The 21,681-nt window shown below is 69.1% G+C and carries 15 protein-coding genes; 10 read left to right on the top strand and 5 right to left on the bottom strand.

Annotation, left to right across the window (positions count from 1 at the left end):
* Positions 1-9: 9 nt before the first annotated feature.
* Entirely contained in the window at positions 10-1,452 is a 1,443-nt protein-coding gene (locus tag OV208_RS18010) for a hypothetical protein (protein WP_267575067.1), read from the top strand.
* Positions 1,453-1,470: 18 nt separating this feature from the next.
* Positions 1,471-2,928 (top strand): hypothetical protein, encoded by a 1,458-nt coding sequence (locus OV208_RS18015; RefSeq protein WP_267575068.1) that lies wholly within the window; start codon positions 1,471-1,473, stop codon positions 2,926-2,928.
* 61 nt (positions 2,929-2,989) lie between these two features.
* Here the strand turns inward: OV208_RS18015 and OV208_RS18020 are convergent, their stop codons facing one another.
* Together OV208_RS18020 and OV208_RS18025 are read right to left on the bottom strand one after the other, a co-directional pair.
* On the bottom strand, positions 2,990-4,252 hold the full coding sequence (locus OV208_RS18020; RefSeq protein WP_267575069.1) for an RNA polymerase sigma factor: 1,263 nt from the start codon (positions 4,250-4,252) through the stop codon (positions 2,990-2,992).
* A gap of 644 nt (positions 4,253-4,896) precedes the next feature.
* Positions 4,897-5,919 carry an AraC family transcriptional regulator gene (locus tag OV208_RS18025; RefSeq protein WP_267575070.1) on the bottom strand — a complete coding sequence of 341 codons (1,023 nt, stop codon included), beginning with the start codon at positions 5,917-5,919 and terminating at the stop codon, positions 4,897-4,899.
* A gap of 110 nt (positions 5,920-6,029) precedes the next feature.
* On the opposite strand from OV208_RS18025, the gene OV208_RS18030 reads away from it, so the two are divergent.
* Together OV208_RS18030 and OV208_RS18035 are read left to right on the top strand one after the other, a co-directional pair.
* Positions 6,030-6,872: an SDR family oxidoreductase gene (locus tag OV208_RS18030; protein WP_267575071.1), complete on the top strand. Its 843-nt coding sequence runs from the start codon at positions 6,030-6,032 to the stop codon at positions 6,870-6,872.
* A gap of 81 nt (positions 6,873-6,953) precedes the next feature.
* Positions 6,954-7,202 (top strand): hypothetical protein, encoded by a 249-nt coding sequence (locus tag OV208_RS18035; RefSeq protein WP_267575072.1) that lies wholly within the window; start codon positions 6,954-6,956, stop codon positions 7,200-7,202.
* Between the two features lie 47 nt (positions 7,203-7,249).
* On the opposite strand, the gene OV208_RS18040 is transcribed toward OV208_RS18035, so the two are convergent.
* On the bottom strand, positions 7,250-8,155 hold the full coding sequence (locus OV208_RS18040) for a LysR family transcriptional regulator (protein ID WP_267575073.1): 906 nt from the start codon (positions 8,153-8,155) through the stop codon (positions 7,250-7,252).
* A 407-nt stretch (positions 8,156-8,562) separates the two neighbouring features.
* Between OV208_RS18040 and OV208_RS18045 the strand changes: the two genes are divergently transcribed.
* Positions 8,563-9,561, top strand: a complete 999-nt coding sequence (locus tag OV208_RS18045; protein ID WP_267575281.1) for an aldo/keto reductase — start codon at positions 8,563-8,565, stop codon at positions 9,559-9,561.
* Positions 9,558-10,400, top strand: a complete 843-nt coding sequence (locus OV208_RS18050) for an SDR family oxidoreductase (RefSeq protein WP_267575074.1) — start codon at positions 9,558-9,560, stop codon at positions 10,398-10,400. The genes OV208_RS18045 and OV208_RS18050 overlap by 4 nt, the downstream gene beginning before the upstream one ends.
* A gap of 150 nt (positions 10,401-10,550) precedes the next feature.
* Here OV208_RS18050 and fusA read toward each other — a convergent pair whose 3' ends face one another.
* Complete coding sequence (gene fusA / locus OV208_RS18055; protein ID WP_267575075.1) at positions 10,551-12,656, bottom strand: elongation factor G; 2,106 nt, start codon at positions 12,654-12,656, stop codon at positions 10,551-10,553.
* Between the two features lie 493 nt (positions 12,657-13,149).
* On the opposite strand from fusA, the gene OV208_RS18060 reads away from it, so the two are divergent.
* Positions 13,150-14,370, top strand: a complete 1,221-nt coding sequence (locus OV208_RS18060) for a hypothetical protein (RefSeq protein WP_267575076.1) — start codon at positions 13,150-13,152, stop codon at positions 14,368-14,370.
* Positions 14,371-14,576: 206 nt separating this feature from the next.
* A complete protein-coding gene (locus tag OV208_RS18065) occupies positions 14,577-15,818 on the top strand; it encodes a hypothetical protein (protein WP_267575077.1) in 1,242 nt (413 codons plus the stop codon).
* Positions 15,819-15,918: 100 nt separating this feature from the next.
* Here OV208_RS18065 and OV208_RS18070 read toward each other — a convergent pair whose 3' ends face one another.
* Complete coding sequence (locus OV208_RS18070) at positions 15,919-18,558, bottom strand: DEAD/DEAH box helicase (RefSeq protein ID WP_267575078.1); 2,640 nt, start codon at positions 18,556-18,558, stop codon at positions 15,919-15,921.
* A 112-nt stretch (positions 18,559-18,670) separates the two neighbouring features.
* On the opposite strand from OV208_RS18070, the gene OV208_RS18075 reads away from it, so the two are divergent.
* Together OV208_RS18075 and OV208_RS18080 are read left to right on the top strand one after the other, a co-directional pair.
* Complete coding sequence (locus OV208_RS18075) at positions 18,671-20,035, top strand: hypothetical protein (RefSeq protein ID WP_267575079.1); 1,365 nt, start codon at positions 18,671-18,673, stop codon at positions 20,033-20,035.
* Positions 20,036-20,165: 130 nt separating this feature from the next.
* Positions 20,166-21,671, top strand: a complete 1,506-nt coding sequence (locus OV208_RS18080) for a hypothetical protein (RefSeq protein ID WP_267575080.1) — start codon at positions 20,166-20,168, stop codon at positions 21,669-21,671.
* Positions 21,672-21,681: the final 10 nt, after the last annotated feature.

The following is a 21,681-nucleotide window of genomic DNA, read 5'->3' on the forward strand; positions in this document are numbered from 1 at the left end:
GCTGGGAGGATGCCCGCCGTCTGCCTCCTCTTGAGTGCCGCGACGTCCCTGTTCACCACGACGTGGCTGCTCACCGCCGCGCCGTTCACCGTCGCCGTGGAGCCCGTCGGGTTCTCCGTCCGCTCCGACAGCGCGGGGGTGTCCATCACCCGCGTGGTCCCCGGTCGCGGGGCGGCCCAGGCAGGCCTGGAGCCGGGGATGCGCATCCAGCGCATCGTGAGTCCCATCCGCACGTTCGCCCAGGGCTCCCTCGCGAAGCTGGGCCGGGTGGACCTGCACGACGCGCTCATGCCCACCTGGGATGAACCGCTCATCCTCGAAATGGGGGAGACGCCCCAGCAGGGCCACTACATCACGGTGCAGCGCGACGACCCACGGCCCGCGCAGGAGTTTCCCCCGGGCCCCCTGCCCCTGAAGCAACTGGAGCGCCTGACGCTGACACAGCAGGCGATGTACGGGGCGCGACTCCCGCTTCGCAGCCGCGACCCCGAGGACGAGCCCTCCCTCACGCTCCACCACGAGAGCCGAGCCTGGGTGAAGAAGGGCCAGTTCCAGGGCATGACGGGAGGCGCACGCACCGGGCTGTGGGTGCATCCCTCGCTCCAACTGGATTCGAATTGTCCCGGCCGCATCGTTCAGGTCGAGCTGAGCGGCCCCGGCCCCGGCCTTCCCCGGACGCTCAAGCCCGAGCCCGGGGAGACGAACTCCTGGAAGCAGTTCGACTTCGACCTGCCGCTGTGGTCGCTCCGGGACGTCACGAAGGCCTGCGCCCAGGGACGCGCGTCCCTCACGGCGACGCTCCGTGCCCGGCTGTCCTGCCAGGACGAGCCCGTCCTCCAGAAGTCCCTCCCCGTGAAGCTCGCCCTGACGTGCAACCAGACGCCCGAGGAAGGCGTCTCGGATGAGCTCGACCTGGTGGCCGTCCGGGGCGAGGAGGAGTTCCTGGTGGGCGCGAAGGCGGTGGTGACGGTGGAGGTGATGCGGCTCGACACGGAGGTCCCCCAGGTCGAATCCGTCACGGTGGTGGAGGTGGACGCGCAAGGACGGGACCTGCGCCGCGTCGTCACGCTGACGGTGCCCGCGGGCACGGAGGAGGTGAAGACGGAGGTGACGCTCGACACGACAGCCCCGCGCACCGTGCGGCTGGCCGCCGAGCTGAGGTTCTCCGACGGCAGCACCCGGCGGACGCCCGCGCAGGAAGTGCCCATCATCACCCCGGAGTTCGTGGCGGCGCGGCAGAAGGAGGATGAAGCGGGCGGAGAGCGGCTGCATGCCTTCACCTCCCGGTTCGACAAGGAGTGGAAGTCCCCCTGCGCCAACGTCCCCGCCACGGTGGCGTGGCTTCAGAAGCAGCCCGAAATCGAGTCCGCCTCCGGGGACAAGGGCGGCCACCACTTCAGCTACAAGGTGAAGGGCTCCATCCTCATCCTCTTCGACTGCCATTCGCAGTAGCGCGGGTATGCTGGCGGGATGCCCGCCGCCTCCCTCCTGTTGAGCGCCGCCACCTCCCTGTTCACCACGACGTGGCTGCTCGCCGCCGCGCCGTTCACCGTCACCGTGGAGCCCGTCGGGCTCTCCGTCAGCTCCAATGGCGAAGCGGTGGTCGTCACGAAGGTGGTGCCGGGAAGTCCGGCGTCCCGCGAGGGGGTGAAGCCCCAGATGCGCCTTGAGAGCATCGGAGGCCCAATGCGTTTCTTCAGCCTGAGCCCTCTCACGAAGCTGGGCCAGGAGGAGCTCCAGGCCGCGCTCACGCCCACCTGGGATGAGCCGCTCATCTTCACCGTGGCGCCCCAGGGCAAGGAGCCGGAGCAGACCTTCACGCTCAAGCGTGCGGACCGGGCGCCCCGGGTGGAGTTTCCTGTCGTTCCCCTTCCCGACGAGCAGGTCCGGCGACTGACCGTGATGCAGATGCAGCGCTATCACATACGTCTGGCGCAGGTCATGAACGGAGAGCCCACCTTCCCGGAAGCGCCGTCGCTCGAACTCCAGCAGGAGGACACGGCGGCCTGGGTGACGCAGGGCCAGTTGCGGGTGATGGACGGGGGCGGGTTCACGGGGCAGTGGGTCCATCCCCGGTTCGTCCTGAAGTCGGCCTGTCCCCTGGGCAAGGGGAAGCTCGAGGTGAGCAAGGCCGGCCCCGGCCGGCCCCTCACACTCCAGGTTGAGCATGGCTCGCGACGCCCCTTCGATGACACCAGGGTGGACCTGCCGCTCTGGTCGCTCCAGGACGTCACGAAGGCGTGCGCCCAGGGACGCAAGGAGCTCACGGCCTCGGTGGCCGCGACGCTGTCCTGTGAGGAGGACCCCGCTCTCAAGAAGTCCCTCCCCGTGAAGATGGCGCTGACGTGTGAGCAGCCGCTGCCCGTGGGGCGTTCGGGCGAACTCGAGCTGCTGGTCAACCGGAGCAAATACACCTACCTCGTGGGCGAGCAGGCCAGGCCGGAGATGGAGGTGCTGCTCTCCACGCTCTTCCCCAACGCCGCCTCCGTTACCCTGGTGCAGGTGGATGCCCAGGGACAGGTGATCCGCCGCTTCGCCACGTACCCGGTGCCCTCGGACGCGCGCGGGGTGACGATGGAGGCGACGCTCGACACGACGGGCGTGAGCACCGTGCGGCTGGCCGCCGAGCTGAAGTTCGCCGACGGCAGCACCCGGCTCACCAGCGCGGAGCAGGTGGCCATCAGCACCCCGGAGCTTGAGACGAAGAAGGACCAGGCCCGGGTGGCGGGAACCAAGGCCTTGATGGAGATCTCCGCCCGGCTCACCAAGGAGCGCAAGAGCGCCTGTGACGACCCCGACGGCTCGGTGGCCTGGCTGGAGGCGCAACCCGAGGTCGAGTCCGCCTCCAACCATGAGGGCCACTCCATCAGCTACCGGATGAAGGGCTCCGGCGAGTCGCTCTCCATCATGTGCCACCGCCGCCGGTGAGCCACGACCGGCCCCGCGCGAAGGGCGTGGGGCCGACAGGCGTCGAGCGGCTCGGAGTCCCTTACGAAGGAAGCGGCCGGGAGCAGGCCTCGGCGCGCGCCAGCAACAGCGCCTGTTCGCGGACATTGCGCGTGAGCGACGCCGCGCGCTCGAACTCCGCCCGGGCCTCCTTCAGGCGCCCCAGCTTCTGGAGCAGGTCGCCGCGCACGCTCGGCAGCAGGTGGTAGTGCTTGAGCGCGGGCTCCGCCGTGAGCTGATCCACGAGTTCGAGTCCCGCGGCGGGACCGAACGCCATCCCGAGCGCGACCGCGCGGTTCAGCTCCACCACGGGAGACGGCACGAGGCGCGCGAGCACGGCATAGAGTTCCGCGATGCGAGGCCAGTCCGTCGCGTCCGCCGTGCGCGCCCGCGCATGACAGGCGGCGATGGCGGCCTGCACCGCGTAGGGGCCCTGCGCGCCGTCCAGCTTCTGCGCGCGCTCCAACGCCGTGAGGCCCCGGCGGATGAGGAGCTGATCCCACAGCGCGCGGTTCTGCTCCAGGAGCAGCACGGGCTCCCCTGACGGCCCCACCCGAGCGCGCGCCCGCGACGCTTGGATCTCCATCAGCGCCACCAGCCCGTGCACCTCCGCTTCCTTCGGCACCAGCTCCGCGAGGATGCGGCCCAGGCGGAGCGCGTCCGCGCACAGCTCCGGGCGCATCCAGTCATCCCCGGCGGTCGCCGAATAGCCCTCGTTGAAGACCAGGTAGATGACCTCCAGCACGGAGGCCAGCCGCGCCGCCAGTTCCTCGCCCCGAGGCACCTCGAAGGGGACGTGCTTCTCCGCCAGGGTCCGCTTGGCGCGCACGATGCGCTGGGCGACCGTCGGCTCCGGGACGAGGAACGCGCGGGCGATCTCCTCCGTCGTGAGGCCGCCCAGCAGCCGCAGCGTGAGCGCCACGCGCGCCTCCGGGGACAGCACCGGATGGCAGGAGGTGAAGACGAGGCGCAGCAGGTCGTCCCCCACGTCGTCGTCGAGCGCCGAGTCCAGGTCGGGCACTTCGGCCTCCTCCAGCCCGTGCCCCAGTTCCTCGTGCTTGCGCGCCAGCAGCTTGTGCCGGCGCATCTCGTCGATGGCGCGTCGCTTCGCGGTGGCCATGAGCCAGGCGCCGGGGTTGTCCGGCACGCCCGACACCGGCCACTTCTCCAGCGCCGCCACGAGCGCATCCTGCGCCAGTTCCTCCGCCTGCCCCACGTCGCGCACCATGCGCGCGAGGCCGGCGATGAGCCGGGCGGACTCGATTCTCCAGACCGCGTGGACCGCGGCCTGTGCATTGGAAGCCATCACGCGGCGGACTCAATCACCTCTGCCCTCCGGTGCAAGCCCTGGAGGGCCCTTCCGGCCTCCTTCGCGAACGATGGAGGACACGGGCGCCCGTCGCGCCGCCTCGCTGGCCGGCCTTGCCGTCTTCTCCTTGCTGGTGGCGCTCGTGGCCCAGGCCGCCCCTATTCCATCACGAGCCAGAACCACACCACCTATTCGACGTGCCTCAACCTCCTCGGTTCTCCCCCCACCCTGACTGGGGGCAGTGGCACGGGAAACGTGGCGCTTCCGAACGCCTCCTGCGATGGCACGCCAACCTGGGCAGCAGCCTGCTGGAGACCCTCGACTGGAGTGACAACACCAGCTCCAAGGTGCAGTTCAATGACATCACCTTGCGGCCCGGGGAGGCCAACACCGCGACCCTCTGGAACGGCACGGTGGTTGACGGGAAGTTCAAGGGCGCCACCGCGGTGAAGGTCAGCACCCTCGTCAACACGCAGGTCACCCAGGGCTGCGCCTCCCCGAGCGGACTGACGGAGCTCTCGGGTCCGTCGGTCCTCACGCGGACCCGTCTGACCCCATCACCTGACACGACCTGCGTCCGCCTTCCACGCAAGGCGGAAGCAGGCAATGCCTCCCGCCCGGACGCCCACGCCCGCCGCCACTCAGGCGGTGCCCGTGCCCCGGTCCTGGATGGGTGCCCGCGAGGCCCGGCGGAACTCTGCCGGCGTCATGCCGCGCCAGCGGCGAAAGGCCCGGTGGAAGGCGCTCGGTTCGGAGAAGCCCAGCAGGAACGACAGCTCCGAGATGTCGATGTCCGTGCCCGCCAGCCGCTCACAGGCCACCTCGCAACGCACCTCCCGCAGCAACGTGACGAAGGACGTGCGCGCCTCCGACAGCCGCCGCTGAAGACCGCGCGAACTGCTCCCCAGCGCCCGGGCCACCGCATCCAGGGAGGGCTCTTCGCCAGTGAGCATGCGGCGCAGCACCGCGCGCACCTGTCCCACGACATCGTCGGTGCCGCACTCCTTCAGCAGCTCCTCCACACGAGGCCCCAGCAGCGCGGCCACGTCCGGGCTGCTGCTCACCAGCGGGCGCGCCATGTCCAGCGCGGAGAGCACCAGCACATCCTCCGGCTGCCGGTAGTTCACCGCGATGCCCAGGAACGCCTCGCTGCGTCCCCGGTGCGCCACCGGAGGCCCGCGCCGGTCCACGCGAAGGGGCACCACCTGCGTGCCCGTCATCCGGCGACTGAAGGCCACCAGGAAGGTGAACTCCAGCTCCGCGCGGAACGGCGCCGACGCGCTCTCCGGCCGCCCCAGGTGCAGTCGCACGCGCACCCCGTCACGGCCCCGCACCAGTTCCAGGGTGTCCGACGAGAAGAGCCGCTTGTAGCGCTCCAGGCGGGACAGTGAGGAGCCCAGGTCCGGCGCTGCCATGGCCGCGAGCCCCACCACGCCGAAGAGCTCCGGGCGCAGCCGCGCGGTCGCGGTGAGCACGAAGGACGGATCCTTCACGGCCAGGAGCGCCTGATCCAGCAGCGCATCCGACTGCTCCAGCGTGAAGCGCTCCGCCGCGGACGCCACGCCCATCCGCCGGGCGAGCGCATCCACATCCACGCCCGCCTCCCGCAGGGAGACGCAGAGGGAGCGAGGCAGCTGCACCAGGGTTCGGGGGCTCGGTGGCATCGCGGGTCAATCCCCTGGCGCCCAAGGTCGGTCGCGCGCGCGGGTCCCGGTGCTACGTCAGGGCTCTCGCACGCGCCAGTAACGGCGCGCCACGTTTGGAGCAACCTACCATGGCACCCATCGCACTCGTCACGGGCACGTCCACCGGCATCGGCCTGAGCACGGCCGTCCTCCTGGCGAAGCAGGGCTTCGAGGTCGTGGCCACGCTGCGCGACTCCACCCGCGCGGAGGCCCTCAAGGCCCGCGCCGCATCCGAGGGCGTACGCCTGCACGTGCGCACCCTGGATGTGTCCAGCGACGCCTCCGTCCAGGCGTGCGTGAAGGACGTGCTCCAGGCCCACGGCCGCATCGACGTGCTGGTGAACAACGCGGGCGCCGGCTACCTGGCCACGATGGAGCAGACCACCGAGGAGGCCCTGCGCCGCACGATGGAGGTCAACTTCTTCGGGGTGTGGCGCGTGACACAGGCGGTGTTCCCCGCCATGCGCGAGCAGGGCTCCGGCCGCATCATCTCCGTGAGCAGCATTGGAGGCCTCATCGGCCAGCCCTTCAACGACGCATACTGCGCGGCGAAGTTCGCGGTGGAGGGCTTCATGGAAGCGCTCGCGCCGGTGGCGGCGAAACTGGGCGTGCACGTGTCGCTGGTGGAGCCGGGGCCGGTGAACACCGAGTTCGTCAACAACGTGCTCGCGTCCGGCAACGGGACGCAGGGCCACGGGCCGGATGCGTACCGCGCCATGCTGGGCACGTACCTGGAGCGGTCGGCGAAGGTGTTCGCGGACGGAGGGCAGAAGCCGGACGACATCGCGCGCATCATCATCGAGGCCGCCACCGCCCAGGCCCCGCACCTGCGCTACATCACCTCCGACGCCATGCGCGCCTTCTTCGCGCTCAAGTCGCAGGACCCGACGGGCGACGCGCTGCGCACGCAGATGGGCGCGCGGCTCGCCTGAGCCCCAGCCCCCGTTGGAAGGGGGCGCCCCGGGATTTGCTACGCTCCTGCCTGCCGTACCCACCCAGCAGGGAGCACTTCAATGCGTGGATTCCGGACGGGAGTCGTAGGGCTGATGGCCGTGGTGTCGCTGGCCGGCTGCGGAGGGCCCGCCGAGGAGATGCCCGAGACGCAGTTGGGTGAGACGGAGCAGGCCCTGGCCTGTGCCCACCCGGACAACTCCTGCCCCGGCACCACCACCTGCGTGAACGGGCTGTGTCGCGACTGCAACCGTCAGCCGCAGTTCTGTGACCAGTCCTTCGCCTGGATGATTTCCGCAGCCACCTCGTAGTGTCCGGTGATGAGATCGGCGGGGTTCGCGACCCCGTCACCGGGACTTCACACGGCCTTGATGGAGAGCTCGCGTGCCGCCTCGACGAAGAGGCGCAGTGGCCCGGAGCGCCGCGCGCGGCTGGGGAAGTAGAGGAAGAATCCGGGAACGGTGGGCGCGTAGGCCTCGAGCACCACCTTCAGCCGTCCGGTGCGCAGGTGCTCCTGGACCTGCGGTTCGAATGCGTACGTGAGCCCGGCGCCGGCCTCCGCCAGGGCCAGCATCACGTGGCCGTCGTTGGTGACGACGCCCCCGCGCACCGGCACGCGCCAGTTCCTGCGGCCGCGCTCCAACTCCCAGGCGTAGATCGTCCCGCTCGTCTGCGAGCGGTAGGCGATGCATTCGTGGCGCAGGAGGTCCTCGGGCTTCTGGGGCGTGCCGTGGCGTTCGAGGTAGCTGGGGGCGCCCACCACCACGAATCGGAAGGCATCGGTGAGACGCACCTGCACCATGTCGCGCTCGATGGCCTCGGTCAGCCGCACGCCCGCGTCGTAGCCCTCCGCCACGATGTCCACGAAGCGGTCCTCGACGACGACCTCCACCTCCACTCGCGGGTGTCGCTCGCGGAAGGCGGGAAGCACGGGCGTGATGACGAAGGGCACCGCCATCTGGGGGGTCGACAGGCGCAACCGGCCCACCGCCTCGCCCGGCTGGGCGGACGCGGTGGTCAGGGCCGCCTCCAGTTGACGGAGCCCCGGGCCCGCCTCCTCCACGAGGCGCCTTCCCGCATCGGTCAGCGCCACGCTGCGCGTCGTGCGCGTGAACAACACCACGCGCAGTTGCTCCTCAAGTTGCTTCACCGCCTGGCTCACGGCGGACCTGGAGACGCTCAGCTCGTTCGCCGCGCTGCTGAAGCTCCGATGGCGCGCCACGGACAGAAACGCCTGGAGCTGTGGGAATGGAACCGTGTTCATCAGTGCCCCACCTTCGATGACCTCGTCTGAGCCGCCTTCCATCCGAACGCGCCTGCCCGACCCTTCAGGGCGCTTGCCCGGTCGCCCTCTCGAAGGCACCCAAAGCTACTGCAAGGTCCGAGGCGGATTGTCGAGTACGGCTTAACAGCCCGTGCACACCGTCGCGTCTAGTCCATTGGGGAGGCGGGGCCTATCTCTCCACAAGAGAACGAAAGGGACCCTCGATGAAGAAGAACCTGCAGACAGCCGAAACGCACCTCCAAGAGCGTCGAGCCCTCGGTCGCCGTGACCTCCTGGCGAGCAGTGCCATGATCGGGGCAGGGCTGGCGGTCGGCTCATGGGCATGCGCCACATCATCCCGTCAGCCCACGGAGAACACCCGCGAGCGGCGCGGAGGGGGGAGCCAGATGAGGACGCGAAAGCTCGGCAGCCTTGAGGTCTCGGAGCTGGGGCATGGATGCATGAGCATCAGTGCCAACTACGGCCCGCCCGCCGACAGGAGCCAGGGCATCCAGGTCATTCGTTCCGCCCATGAGCAGGGCGTCACGTTCTTCGATACGGCCGAGGTCTACGGCCCCTACACGAGCGAAGACCTTGTCGGAGAGGCACTCGCGCCCATTCGCGACAAGGTCGTGATCGCCACCAAGTTCGGCTTCAATCTTGAAGGTCCCCCTGGGCTGAACAGCCGTCCGGAGCACATCAAGAAGGTGGTCGAAGGTTCGCTCAAGCGCCTCAGGACCGACCGCATCGATCTCTACTACCAGCACCGGGTCGATCCGAGCGTGCCCATCGAGGACGTGGCGGGTGCGATCCAGCAACTGATCGCCGAGGGAAAGGTCCTGCACTTCGGCCTCTCCGAGGCGAGTGCGCAAACGATCCGCCGAGCGCATGCCGTTCAGCCGGTGGCCGCAGTCCAGACCGAATACTCGCTCATGGAGCGAGACCCCGAACGCAACGGTGTGCTCGCCACGTGCGAGGAACTGGGGATCGGCTTCGTTCCGTGGGGCCCGCTCGGAATGGGTTATCTGCCCGGGACCCTGAATGCCCAGACACGGTTCGACCCCAAGACAGACCTTCGGTCCGGGTTTGACCGCTTCAGTCCCGAGAACCTGGCGGCCAACGCCCCGTTCGTTGATTTCCTCAAGGACTTCGCGATCCAGAAGCACGCCACGCCCGCCCAGCTCTCCCTGGCATGGCTCCTCGCGCAGAAGCCGTGGATCGTCCCGATTCCAGGCACGCGCAGACTGAACCATCTGGAGGAGAACCTGGCCGCGGTCCGTGTGCAACTGACGCCAGCGGACCTTCGCGAGATCCACACGGCACTGTCGAAGCTCGAAGTGCACGGTGGCCGCATGAATGAGATGCAGATGCGCGTCGTTGACGACGAAAAGAGGAACACCCCATGACTGACAAGAAAGTCTGGCTCATCACCGGCGCGGGCCGGGGACTGGGCATCGACATCGCCAAGGCAGCGCTTGCTGCCGGCCACGCCGTCGTAGCCACCGGACGAGACCCCGGGAAGGTCAAGGCGGCGATCGGCGACCACGACGACCTGCTGGCCCTCAAGCTCGACGTCACCCGTCCCGAGGATGCCCAGGCCGCGGTCGAGGCCACCCTCGGAAAGTTCGGTCGCATTGACGTACTGGTCAACAACGCGGGCAACTTCTACGCCGGCTTCTTCGAGGAGCTCAGCTCCGAGCAGGTCCGCAATCAAATCGAGACGCTGCTGTTCGGCCCGATGAATGTCACCCGGGCCGTGCTGCCGACGATGCGCAAGCAACGCTCCGGCCTGCTGGTCACCATCTCCTCGACCGCCGGTATCGCCGGCGGAATGTTCTGCACGGCGTACGCCGCCGCGAAGTTCGGCCTCGAAGGATGGGTCGAATCACTCACACCTGAGATCGCCCCCTTCGGCATCCGCACGATGCTCGTCGAACCCGGCTTCTTCCGCACCGAGTTGCTCACCGCAGGATCCACCACCTACGCCAGGCCCTCCATCGACGATTACGCGGAACGCACCCGGGAGACCGTCGCGGCCTGGAGCAGCATGGATGGCAAGCAGGGTGGCGACCCCGCCAGGCTCGCCGACGCCATCGTTCAGCTCGCCGGAATCGACGAGCCGCCAGCACGCTTCGCCGCCGGTGCGGACGCCGTGCAGACCTTCGAAGCCAAGGCCAGGCTCCTCCTTGAACAGGCCGACGCCCACCGCAAGCTGTCCTCATCGCTCGCTCTACAGCAGGGCTGAGCCTGGGGTGAACGGGTTCACCGAAGCGCTCCGGCAGCAGAGCCCCAAGAAGCACGTCCAGGTGACAGCGCCGGGTCCATGGAGCGCAAGGGACTGCCGCACCACGGCCCCGGGACCCTGACATCGGATCCCGGGGCCGCCGGATTCACCTCACGCCCGCGCTTCGGACACGGACGCCTGGAGCGCTTCGGGCACCGGCTCGTACGCCCCCAGGCGCATGCTGGCCTGGGCGCGTCCCTGCGTGCGGCCGCGCAGCGCCGTCACGTAACCGAAGAGGCTCGCCATGGGCACGCGCGCGGACACGCTCCGCGCAGGGCCCTTCGCCTCCATGCCCAGCACCCTGCCCCGCCGCGACGACAGGTCGCCCAGCACGTCGCCCAGGAACGCCTCCGGCGTGGTGACCTCCACCTCCATCACCGGCTCCAGACCCAGGAGCCCCGCGCGCCTCGCCGCCTCCTGGAGCGCCATCGAGCCCGCGATGGCGAACGCCTGCGGGGTGGAGTCCTTCATGTGCATGTCCCCATCCACCAGCCGCACCTCCACGTCCACCAGCGGCACGCCGTCGCGCAGGCCTCGCGCCATGGCACCCGCCACGCCCTTCTCGATCGCGGGAATCAGCTCCCTCGCGATGATGCCGCCCTTCGTGTCGTCCACGAAGATGAGCCCCGCGCCTCGCGGCGCCGGCCCCACGTCCAGCACCACGCACGCGAACTGTCCGGGCCCGCCCGTCTGGCGGACATGGCGGTACGTCTGGCGCACCGCGCTCCGGAGCGTGTCGCGGTAGGCCACCTTGGGCTGTCCCACGCGCGCCTCCACGCCGAACTCCGTCTTCAACCGTTCCACGATGACCTCCAGGTGAAGCTCACCCATGCCGGACAGCAGCACCTGGCCGCTCTCCGGATCCACACCCACGCGCAGCGACGGATCCTCCGCCGCCAGCCTCCGCAATCCCTCCTCCAGCTTCGGCAACTCCCCGGGTGAGCGCGCCTCCACGGCGAGCTGCACCACCGGCTCCATCCCCCCCAACGCCTCCAGCATCACCGGCGCGTCCGGGTCGCACAGCGTGTCGCCCGTGCGCACGCCCTTGAGGCCGAGCACCGCGCAGAGGTCGCCCGCATGCACCTCCGCCACCTCCTCGCGGCGGTTGGCGTGCATGAACATCAGGCGGCCCACCCGCTCCTTGCGACCGGTGGCGGGATTGAGCAGGACGGTGCCGGCTCTCAACGTGCCGGAGTACACGCGCAGGAACACGATGCCGCCCACGGACTTGTCGCTCATCAGCTTGAACGCCAGCGCGGTGGGGGGACCCGCGTCCGACACGGGACGGGACACCTTCTCTTCGGTGCCCGGCACACAGCCCTCCACGGAAGCGAGGTCCGACGGCGCGGGCAGGTAGTTGACGACAGCGTCCAGCAGCATCTGCACTCCCTTCTTCTTGAAGGCCGACCCGCACAGCACCGGCACCAGGGTTCGCGCGAGGGTGCCCGAGCGCAGCGCGCGCTCCAGGTCCTCCGCGGTGATGTCCTCCAACCGCCCTTCCACGAACTTCTCCAGCACCGTGGCGTCCACGTCCGCGCACGCCTCGATGAGGCGCAGGCGCAAGGGCAGCACCTCTTCCAGCAGCGCCCCCGTCACGGGAGCGTCGTCGTCGAACCGGCCTTCCTCACCGTCGAAGCGGACGGCCCGCATGCGCACCAGGTCCACGAGGCCGTGGAACTCCGCGCCGTCGCCCAGGGGCCACTGCACGGCCACCGGGTTCGCCCCCAGCTTCTCCTCCAGGGACTTCACGCTCATGGCGAAGTCCGCGCCCACCTTGTCCATCTTGTTGATGAACGCGATGCGCGGCACGCCGTAGCGGTCCGCCTGACGCCACACCGCCTCCGACTGGGGCTCCACGCCCTGGCTCGCGTCGAACACCGCCACCGCGCCGTCGAGCACGCGCAGCGACCGCTCCACCTCGATGGTGAAGTCCACGTGGCCCGGCGTGTCGATGATGTTGATGCGGTGGAGCGCGCCCGCGGCGCGCCCATGGCGGGGTTCCCAGAACGCGGTGGTGGCCGCGGAGGTGATGGTGATGCCGCGCTTCTTCTCCTCCGGCATCCAATCCATCTCCGTGGAGCCGGAATGCACCTCACCCATGGAATGGATGCGACCGGTGAAGAAGAGGACGCGCTCGGTGAGCGTCGTCTTGCCCGCGTCGATGTGGGCCATGATGCCGATGTTGCGGTAACGCTCGATGCGAGTGGTGCGGGACATGAAAGTCTCCTGATCCCGTCGGGCAGCGAGGCCCGCGGGTTGGGTTCTGGAAGCACTGGTCGGATGAGAGGAATGGGGCGACGCGGGCCTTCAGGCGCACGCACGCGCGACACTCCGGAGGGGCACGTCAGGCCCGCTCAGGAACGCGTGAGGACACACGAAGGCACCGCAGGAGTCATCGGGCGGAGACGGGACTCACGACACACGGGAACCAGCCACCCCGCGCACCGGAATACACCGGTCCGCCTGCTCAAATATCGAGCAGAACCTCGTGACGGGGGGCGAGGCGCACGTCCGCCGCCGGCGCGAAGGCGCTCAGGGTCGGCAGGGCATGTGAGAAGACGGGCCTCATGATGATTCATCAGTAACCGCCCAACCCGACCTTGTCAATCCTGTCACCAATAAGGAAAACCTGTTTTCCTTGGCGACCTCAACCCTTGAATCCCAAAGGATGGGTATGCCCAGGTTCCACAAGACCTTGTTGACGGCTTCCATGACGCTCCTCGGTGTGAGCGGGTGCGGCGGCGACCCGCTGGACGCGGCGACGGACGGCACCGCCCCGGACGTGACGGAGGCCCGGGCATCAGCGCTCCAGCTCGCCGTCGTGTGCGCGCCGGGGGCCGTGGACACCGACGGCGACGGCATCTGCGACGCGGCGGAGGCCGACTACGGCACCAACCCCAACAGCTCCGACACGGACGGCGACCGGCTCAGCGATTACGCGGAGCTGTTCGGCTCCGGCGGCGTGAACCTGCCCGCGCTGGGCGCGAACCCGCGCAGGAAGGACCTCTTCATCGAGGCGGACTACTACGCGAACCGCAAGCCCACTCAAGGCGCGCTGGACCGGGTGATTGCCGCCTTCGCCAACGCCCCGGTGACGAACCCGGACGGCTCCACGGGCATCACGCTGCACCTGGCGTTGGATCAGCAGATCGCCACGGCGGACGCGGACGCGGACCTGAACCCCGTGTGGACGGACTTCGACCGCATCAAGACGAAGTACTTCGCCGCGAACCGCGCGCCGTTCTTCCACTACATGGTGTTCGCGAACACCTACAGCGGGGGCACCTCCAGCGGTATCTCGCGCGGCATCCCCGCGCACGACTTCGTGGTGACGCTGGGCGGCTGGTCCACGCCGGGAGGCACCGAGTTGCAGCAGGCCGGCACCATCATGCACGAGCTGGGACACAACATCGGCCTGCGCCACGGCGGCAACGACGACGGCAACTACAAGCCCAACTACCTGAGCATCATGAACTACGAGTACCAGGTGTATGGCTTCCGCATTGGCGGCGTGAACAACGTGTTCGACTATTCGCGCGTGCGCGTCGCCTCCTTCAGCGAAGCGGCCGTCAATGAAGTCTCCGCCTTCGCCCCCGTCGCCCCCACCACCGAAGCGGACCTTGCCCTCATCGGCGGGCTTCGCTTCAACAGCGTCCAGGTCAGTGGCACCGCGAGCGCCAACCTCGACTTCAACGCCAATGGGAGCATCCAGACCGCCGCCTACGCCCGGGACTTCAACCGCAGCGGGACCGCCACCAACGTGTTCCCCGCGTCCCAGCACGACTGGCTGGCCCTGAGGTACGACGGCGCCGGGCAGATTGGCGACGCCGCGCTGGGCACCTCCCGGACGTTGGACCACGAACAAGCGTTCCTCGTCGTCCCGGAGAAGGTGGAGTCCTGCCTCACCTCGGAGCAGTTCCTCGCCCGGTAGTCACCACCTCACCTGCCTGGAAGTCGCACGCCACCGCCGGGCCCTGCGTCAGGGGGGACCCGGCGGTTTTCGCGTCCACGGCAATCAATGCCTGCTCCCTTCAAATCAAGTCAGACAGGTAAAAAAGAAGAGCCAAAAAAGACCGTGGATCGCAAGGAAGGGGGCGATTGGCGCGAAGCCAATCCTTTGCGAACAAAAGGATTTCCATGTCCAAGCTTCATCAGACGCTGCTGACCGCTTCGGTCGCGCTCCTCGGGTTGAATGGTTGTGGCGGCGCCGACCTCCCGGAGGCGGAGCAGGCCATCACCCAGCAGGGCATGGCGTTGGCCATTCCGCTGCCGATCCCCGCCTGCGCGGGCGCGCTGGACTCGGATGGCGACGGCGTCTGCAACCTCGTGGAGACGCTGCTGGGCACCAACCCCAACAACCCCGACACGGACGGGGACCGGCTCAACGACTACGCGGAGTCGTTCGGCTTCGGCGGCGGCCTGGACCTGACGGCCCTCGGCGCGAACGCGCGCAGGAAGGACATCTTCATCGAGGCGGACTACTTCCCGGGGCAGCAGCCGACCCAGGCGATGCTCAACCGCGTCATCACGGCCTTCGCCAACGCGCCGGTGTCGAACCCGGATGGCTCCACGGGCATCACGCTGCACGTGGTGGTGGACCAGCAGATCGCCGCGGCGGACGTGGACCTGGACCTGAACCCCGTCTGGACGGACTTCGACGTCATCAAGGGCAAGTACTTCGCCGCGAACCGCGCGCCCTACTTCCACTACATGCTGTTCGCGCACCGGTACGCTGGCGGCAACTCCAGCGGCATCTCGCGCGGCATCCCCGCGCATGACTTCGTGGTGACGTTGGGCTTCGCGGCCGGCATCACGGAGCTGCAACTGGCCGGCACCGTGATGCACGAGCTGGGGCACAACATCGGCCTGCGCCACGGCGGCACCGACGACGCCAACTACAAGCCCAACTACCTGAGCATCATGAACTACGAGTACCAGTTCTATGGCTTCGGCATTGGCGGCCTGAACAACGTGCTCGACTACTCGCGCGTGCAGGTGGCCTCATTCAATGAGCAGAACGTCAACGAGGTCTCCGGGTTCGCGCCCGTCGCCCCGACGACCGAAGCGGACCTCGCGAAGATCAGCGGGCTTCGCTTCAACGACGTCCAGGTGGTTGGCAACGCGAGCACCAACACCGACTTCAACGCCAATGGGAGCATCCAGGCCACGGCCTATGCCCGGGACTTCAACCGCAACGGCTTCGCCGACGTGTATCCCGCGTCGCAGAACGACTGGACGGCGCTCGCGTATGACGGCGGCGGGCAGATTGGCTTCGCCACGTCGGGCCTCACCCAGGACCTGGGCCGCCAGGACCTGTTCCTCGTCGCCCCGGAGAAGATGGAGCCCTGCCTCACCGTGGAAGCGCGCGACGCCCGCTAGTCCCCTTCATCTCCGCTGAATCGTCGCATTCCGCCGCCGGGTCCTCCTTCACGGGTGGGCCCGGCGGTCGTGTCTCCAGGCCCGTCCGCGACGCCAGGACTCAATACCGGCGCCTGCGCCGGCCGGGCCCCTTGCGCTTGCCGTGCGCGGGCCCGGACTCCTCCGGCCAGACCCGCCGTCCGGGCGTGGGCCGCACCCGGCCCGCCTCGGACAGCTCGTCCGGCATCCACGGCCTGTCGAGCATCTCCTGCAACTCCAACAGGGACTCCGCGCGGACCATCCCGCGCCGCCCTCGCGCCACGCAGAAGCGGACAGGACGGTCGAGCACGGGCAGCTCCTCCGCGACCAGCGTGCGCGCCAGCTTCTCCGGCAGGTGCAGCCACACCGCGCCTCGCGCCGCCCCTTCCGCGTCCGTCTCCACGTCGTACTCCAGCGGGACATCCTGTTCGCGCACGGGGGCCGTGTCCGGCAGCGCCAGCAGCGCCTCCCGCGTCTGGGGGGAGGCGAACCGATCCAGGTTGAAGAACAGCATGCGGTCGCGGAAGTCCTCCATGGAATCCACGCCGTCCAACTGGGCTTCGTAGTGCGCGGTGAGCTCCGGCAGCCCCAGCCTCGGCGTCCGTCCCCCCGAGCGGCGCCACAGCTCGCGGGCCTGCGCGATGGCGACGCGGTGGCTGTCCACCGCCGGGTGTGAGGCCTCCCCCCGGGCCAGGGCCTCCGCGAGCGCGTGACGGGCCGCCACCGACAGCTCCGGGCTCCAGGCGCGCAGCACCTGCTCCTCGTGCGACAGCTCGAAGCCGAAGTAGTCCAGCTGCTGTTCGAACACGAGCGCGCGGGCGCGCGGGTCATACACGGGCGTCGCCGCGTGGCGCTGGGCGTACTTGCGCAAGAGCGACAGGGGAAGCTGGGTGCCGTCGATGCCGGCCTGCGAGTTGCCGTTGCGGTCGGCGAAGTAGCGCAGCACGCCCGCCACCGCGCCCTGGTCGCCGCACACGCTCGACTTGGACACCCGCGCGGCGTCGCCCCAGGCGGTGCGCTCGTCGATGACCAGGTCGAAGGGCATGTAGCGCGCGAGCAGGTCGCAGAAGCGCTGGTGGATGCGCTCGTTCGCGAAGGGCATCTGTCCGGGCAGCGCCAGGCCCACGCTGCGGTACACGCTCGACAGCGCGAGTGCCGCGTCCTCCACCGCCTTCACCAGCACGCCGCGCGAGTCCGCCCAGGCCAAGAGCCGCTCCGGGTCGAAGACATGGCGCGGCAGCCCGTGCGCCTCTCCCATCCTGCCCGCCGCGCGGAAGGCCTCCGCGTACAGGTTGTAGGCGGTCAGATGGTCGCTTCCGACAACGAGCACCCCCTCCAGGTTGCGCTCCTCGCGCGTCATGCGGTGCAGCGAATCAATGCTGCTGCACACCGCGAGGAAGGGAATCAGCGCCTCGTCCGCGTTGACGATGAGCTCCGCCCACGGACGGTCCACCGGCAACGCCTCCACCGCGCGACCGTAGTCCGTCAGCCGCCCCTGCGCGTCCACGATGTGCCGCGCCTGCAACCGCGTCAGCGCGCGGCGGTAGGCCACCTTGTCCAACGGCACCGGCAGGTCCAACTCATCCGCCCACACGCCCAGCGCGGCGGCGGTGAGCGCCACCCGCTCCGGCTCGCCCGCCAGTTGGAACTCCGGCTCGGTGGGCCGCAGCGACGCGAAGTGGACGGGCCGGTCGCTGAGGATGAAGACGCGGCCACCCTCCACCCGTCCGTGCACGCGTCCCGCCATCTGCAGCAGTTCGTTGTTCCCCAGGTGCACGCGCACCAGCACGTTGCGCCCGCCCTCCACCCGCGTGGTGAAGCGCACGTCCTCGATGACCACCGTGTCCAGCCCTGGCACATTGAGCGCGCTCTGGCCCGCGGCCGTCATCGCGAGCAGGAAGGGCCGGGGCGTGGTGCCCTCCAGGAAGGGGCGGATGGCGCGCAGCGGTTCCCCGCCGTGGTAGTGCGCGGCGTGCACGTCCGGGAAGCGGTCGCGCACGCTGGCCGCGGTCTCCTCCACCGCCGCGCGCGTGGCCAGGAAGACGCCCACCCCGCGTGAGCCCTTGCGCACGTCCCGGAAGAACGCGTCGTCGAGGAACGCGCGCGACTGCCGGTGCTCCACGATGACCCGGGCCGCCTTCGCGGGGTCGAACGTCGTCACGCGCAGCACGTCCGCGCTGCCCAGGTAGGACGCGTAGAAGGCCGGGTCCACGGTGGCGGACAGCCACACGAAGCGGCAGCCCACGCGCTTGCCCAGGGCCAGACACAGCTCCAGCTCCGCGGACGTCTGGTGGATTTCATCGACGATGAGCGTGTCGTCCCGCCGGATGGCGTTGTCCTGGAACCACCGGCGCGCGATGCCGGTGGTGACGATGAGGACGTCACACAGGGACGTCTCCGCCGTGGCCTCGCGTTCGCGGTTGACCACCGCCACCGTCAGCGACTTCCGGCCCAGGATCTCCTCCGCGAGGGTGCGGATGGCGAGCGTCTTGCCCGTCCCCGTCCCCGCCACGATGCCGAACCCCTCCCCGCTCCGGGCCAGCTCGCGCAGCCGCTCCCCGTGGTGTTCTTCCAGGTAGGTCTTCAGCCGCAGGCCCAGGGCCAGCTCGATGGTCTCGCACGCGGCGCGAGTGGGCGCGATGACCACCACCCGTCCACGCGCGGACGACGCGGAAGGGGAAGCGGCATGGGGCGGCAGGTAGCGGTCGGTGGGCGTTCGCACGAACCCCCGTGATACGCACTGCCGGCCCCCGGGGATAGCTCCGTGTGGGGGTGGGGGCAGAAGGCCGGTCGCCCTCGGGGCTAGAGTCCACGCAACGGAAAGGCCCCGCCCCATGCCTCCTGCGCCCCCCGAGCCCTCCCCCGCAGCGTCCGCGCTCCCCGCCGGGTTGCACGTGACGGAGCCCGGTCCACCCTCCGACACCGACGCGTGGAGCCTCGGCCAGCGCATCGCGTTCCGCTTCGTCGGCGTCTACCTCTTCCTCCACGTCTTCCCGTTCCCGGTGAGGATACTCCCGGGCACCTCCGGCTTGAGCGCCGCGTACCTCCAGGCGTGGCAGACCATCGTCCCCTGGGTGGGCAGACACGTGCTCCACCTGGACGCGGACATCACCGTGTTCACCAATGGCAGCGGCGACACGACGTACAACTACGTCCAACTGCTGTGCTTCCTCGTCCTCGCCGCCGGGGTGACCGCCGTGTGGTCGGTGCTCGCCCGGCACCGCACGCACCACCCGGTGGCCCACGCGCTCTTGCGCATCTACCTGCGGTACTCGCTGGCGTTCACGATGGTGTCCTACGGCCTGATGAAGGTCTTCTGGATGCAGTTCTCCGCGCCGGGACCGGAGAAGCTGCTGCAGCCGTTCGGCGAGTCCTCGCCCATGGGGCTGCTCTGGACCTTCATGGGCTACTCCCGGGGCTACAACCTCTTCACGGGAGGCCTGGAGGTCGTCGGCGGGCTGCTGCTCCTCTTCCGGCGCACCACCGCGCTCGGCGCACTGGTGGTGGCGGCGGTGATGACCAACGTGGTGGCCCTCAACCTGGCCTACGACGTCCCGGTGAAGGTCTACTCCTCGCATCTGCTGCTGATGGCCGTGTTCCTGCTGCTCCCGGAGTTGCGGCGGCTGGCCAACGTGCTGGTGCTCAACCGGCCCACGCAGCCGGTGGTCTTCCGCACGCCCTTCCCGCACCGGTGGACGGAGCGCGGGAGCCGGGCGGCGAAGGTCGTCTTCGCCGGGTGGATCCTCTATTCGGACCTGAGCAAGGCGACGTCCAGGCTGGAGGGCCATGGGCCGGATGCGCCCCGGCATCCGCTGTACGGCGTCTATGAGGTCGAGTCCTTCACCCGCGACGGACAGGCGCGGCCCCTGCTGGCGGGGGACGCCACGGTGTGGCGGTACGTGCTGCTGGACAGCCGCGAGCGGCTGGCCCTGCGTTTCATGGACGACACCGGCAAGCGCTTCCGCCTGGAGGACCTTCCGGAACAGCGTCTCAAGCTCTCCGCCACCAGCTACCCCGGTGAAAAGGATCCGGAGGCCTTCACGCTCACGTGGTCCCGGCCGGATGCGGAGCACCTGGTGGTCGAAGGCGTCTTTCGTGACGCATCCATCCAGGCCCGGCTCAAGAAGGTGGACGCGTCGAAGTTCCGGATGGTGAGCCGGGGCGTCCATTGGGTGCAGGAGTATCCCTTCAACCGCTGAGACACCGTGGGACGCGGGCCCCCCGCCGGGAAAAAACCGTCGGGTGGGTGAGGAATATTTAAATCAGCCTTCGTAGATGTCCCGGCTGGCAAGAAGCGCCCAGCCCCTGACTTCTTCGAGGGGGACCCCCATGTCCATGTTTCACAAGAACCTGCTGACGGCCTCCATGGCCCTCATCGGTCTGAACGGTTGTGTCTACGGCTACATCTACGACGCGGCGACGGGCAGTCCCGTCCAGGACGTGACGGTGACGGTCGCGTCCGGCCTCTGCTCCGGCGCGGGCTGTGGCAGCAATCCCGCCTTCCAGAAGACGGACACGGAAGGCTTCTATGTCTTCGACGCCTATGGCAACCGCCATGGCGAGGCCAACGTGCAGATCATCACCGTGGCCTCCGGACAAGAGGCCACCCGGCTCCTCATCAGCCGCACGGGCTACCGCTCCGTGAACGTCTACCACCGGCCCAAATACGAGCAGGTGACGCAGGACGGACAGTCCTACGACGTCTCCCTCGTCCAGCCCGTCTACCTGTGCGCGACGAACGCCGTCGACTCCGACGGGGACGGCGTCTGTGACGCGGCGGAGCTCAAGTACAAGACCAATCCCTACAACTCCGACACGGACGGGGACCGCATCAGCGACAACGCGGAGCTGTTCGGCTACGGCGGCGTGGACCTGCGCTACTTCGGCGCGGACCCGAGGAAGAAGGACCTCTTCGTGGAGATGGACTACTACCCCGGCCTCAAGCCCACGCAGGTCGCGTTGGATCGCGTGACGGCCGCCTTCGCCGCCGCGCCGGTGACGAACCCGGATGGCTCCACGGGCATCGCGCTGCACCTGGTGGCGGATCAGCAGATCGCCGCGGCCGACGTGGACCTGGACCTGAACCCCGTCTGGACGGACTTCGACGTCATCAAGGCGAAGTACTTCAACGCGCGCCGCGCGCCGTTCTTCCACTACCTGCTGGTGGCGGACCACTACGACGGGGGCGGCTCCAGCGGCATCTCGCGCGGCATCCCCGCGCACGACTTCATCATGACGCTGGGCAACTGGGGCACCCCGGGCGGCACGGAGCAGCAGCAGGCCGGCACCCTCATGCACGAGCTGGGGCACAACATCGGCCTGATGCATGGCGGCAACGAGAACGCGAACTACAAGCCCAACTACCTGAGCTTGATGAGCTACAACTACCAGTTGGGCGGCCTGCGCGTGGACGGCGTGAACGGCGTGCTCGACTACTCGCGCCTGCGCATCAGCACCGTGTACGAGTCGTCCGTCAACGAGGTCTACGCCTTCGCGCCCCTGAGCCCCACCACCGAGGCGGACCTGGCCCACTACGGCGTGCGCATCAACAACATCTTCGTCAGCGGCAACGCGAGCGCCAACCTCGACTTCAACAACAACGGCGTCATCCTGAACGCGTACGTCGCCCAGGACCTCAACGGCGACGGAGACAAGACGGACGTCTTCGCCGCGTCGCAGAACGACTGGACCGCCCTGGTGTTCGACGGCGCGGGCAGCATCGGCGACGGCTGGCTGGGCAACACCCAGGGCCTGGCCCGCTCGGAGCCCTTCTTCGTCGTCCCGGAGAAGACCGAGGCCTGCATCACCGAGTCCCAGGCGCGCGGCGGCCGGTAGTCCGCCTCCC

Source organism: Corallococcus sp. bb12-1, from assembly GCF_026626765.1.
In the GTDB taxonomy this organism is placed as follows: Bacteria; Myxococcota; Myxococcia; order Myxococcales; family Myxococcaceae; genus Corallococcus; species Corallococcus terminator.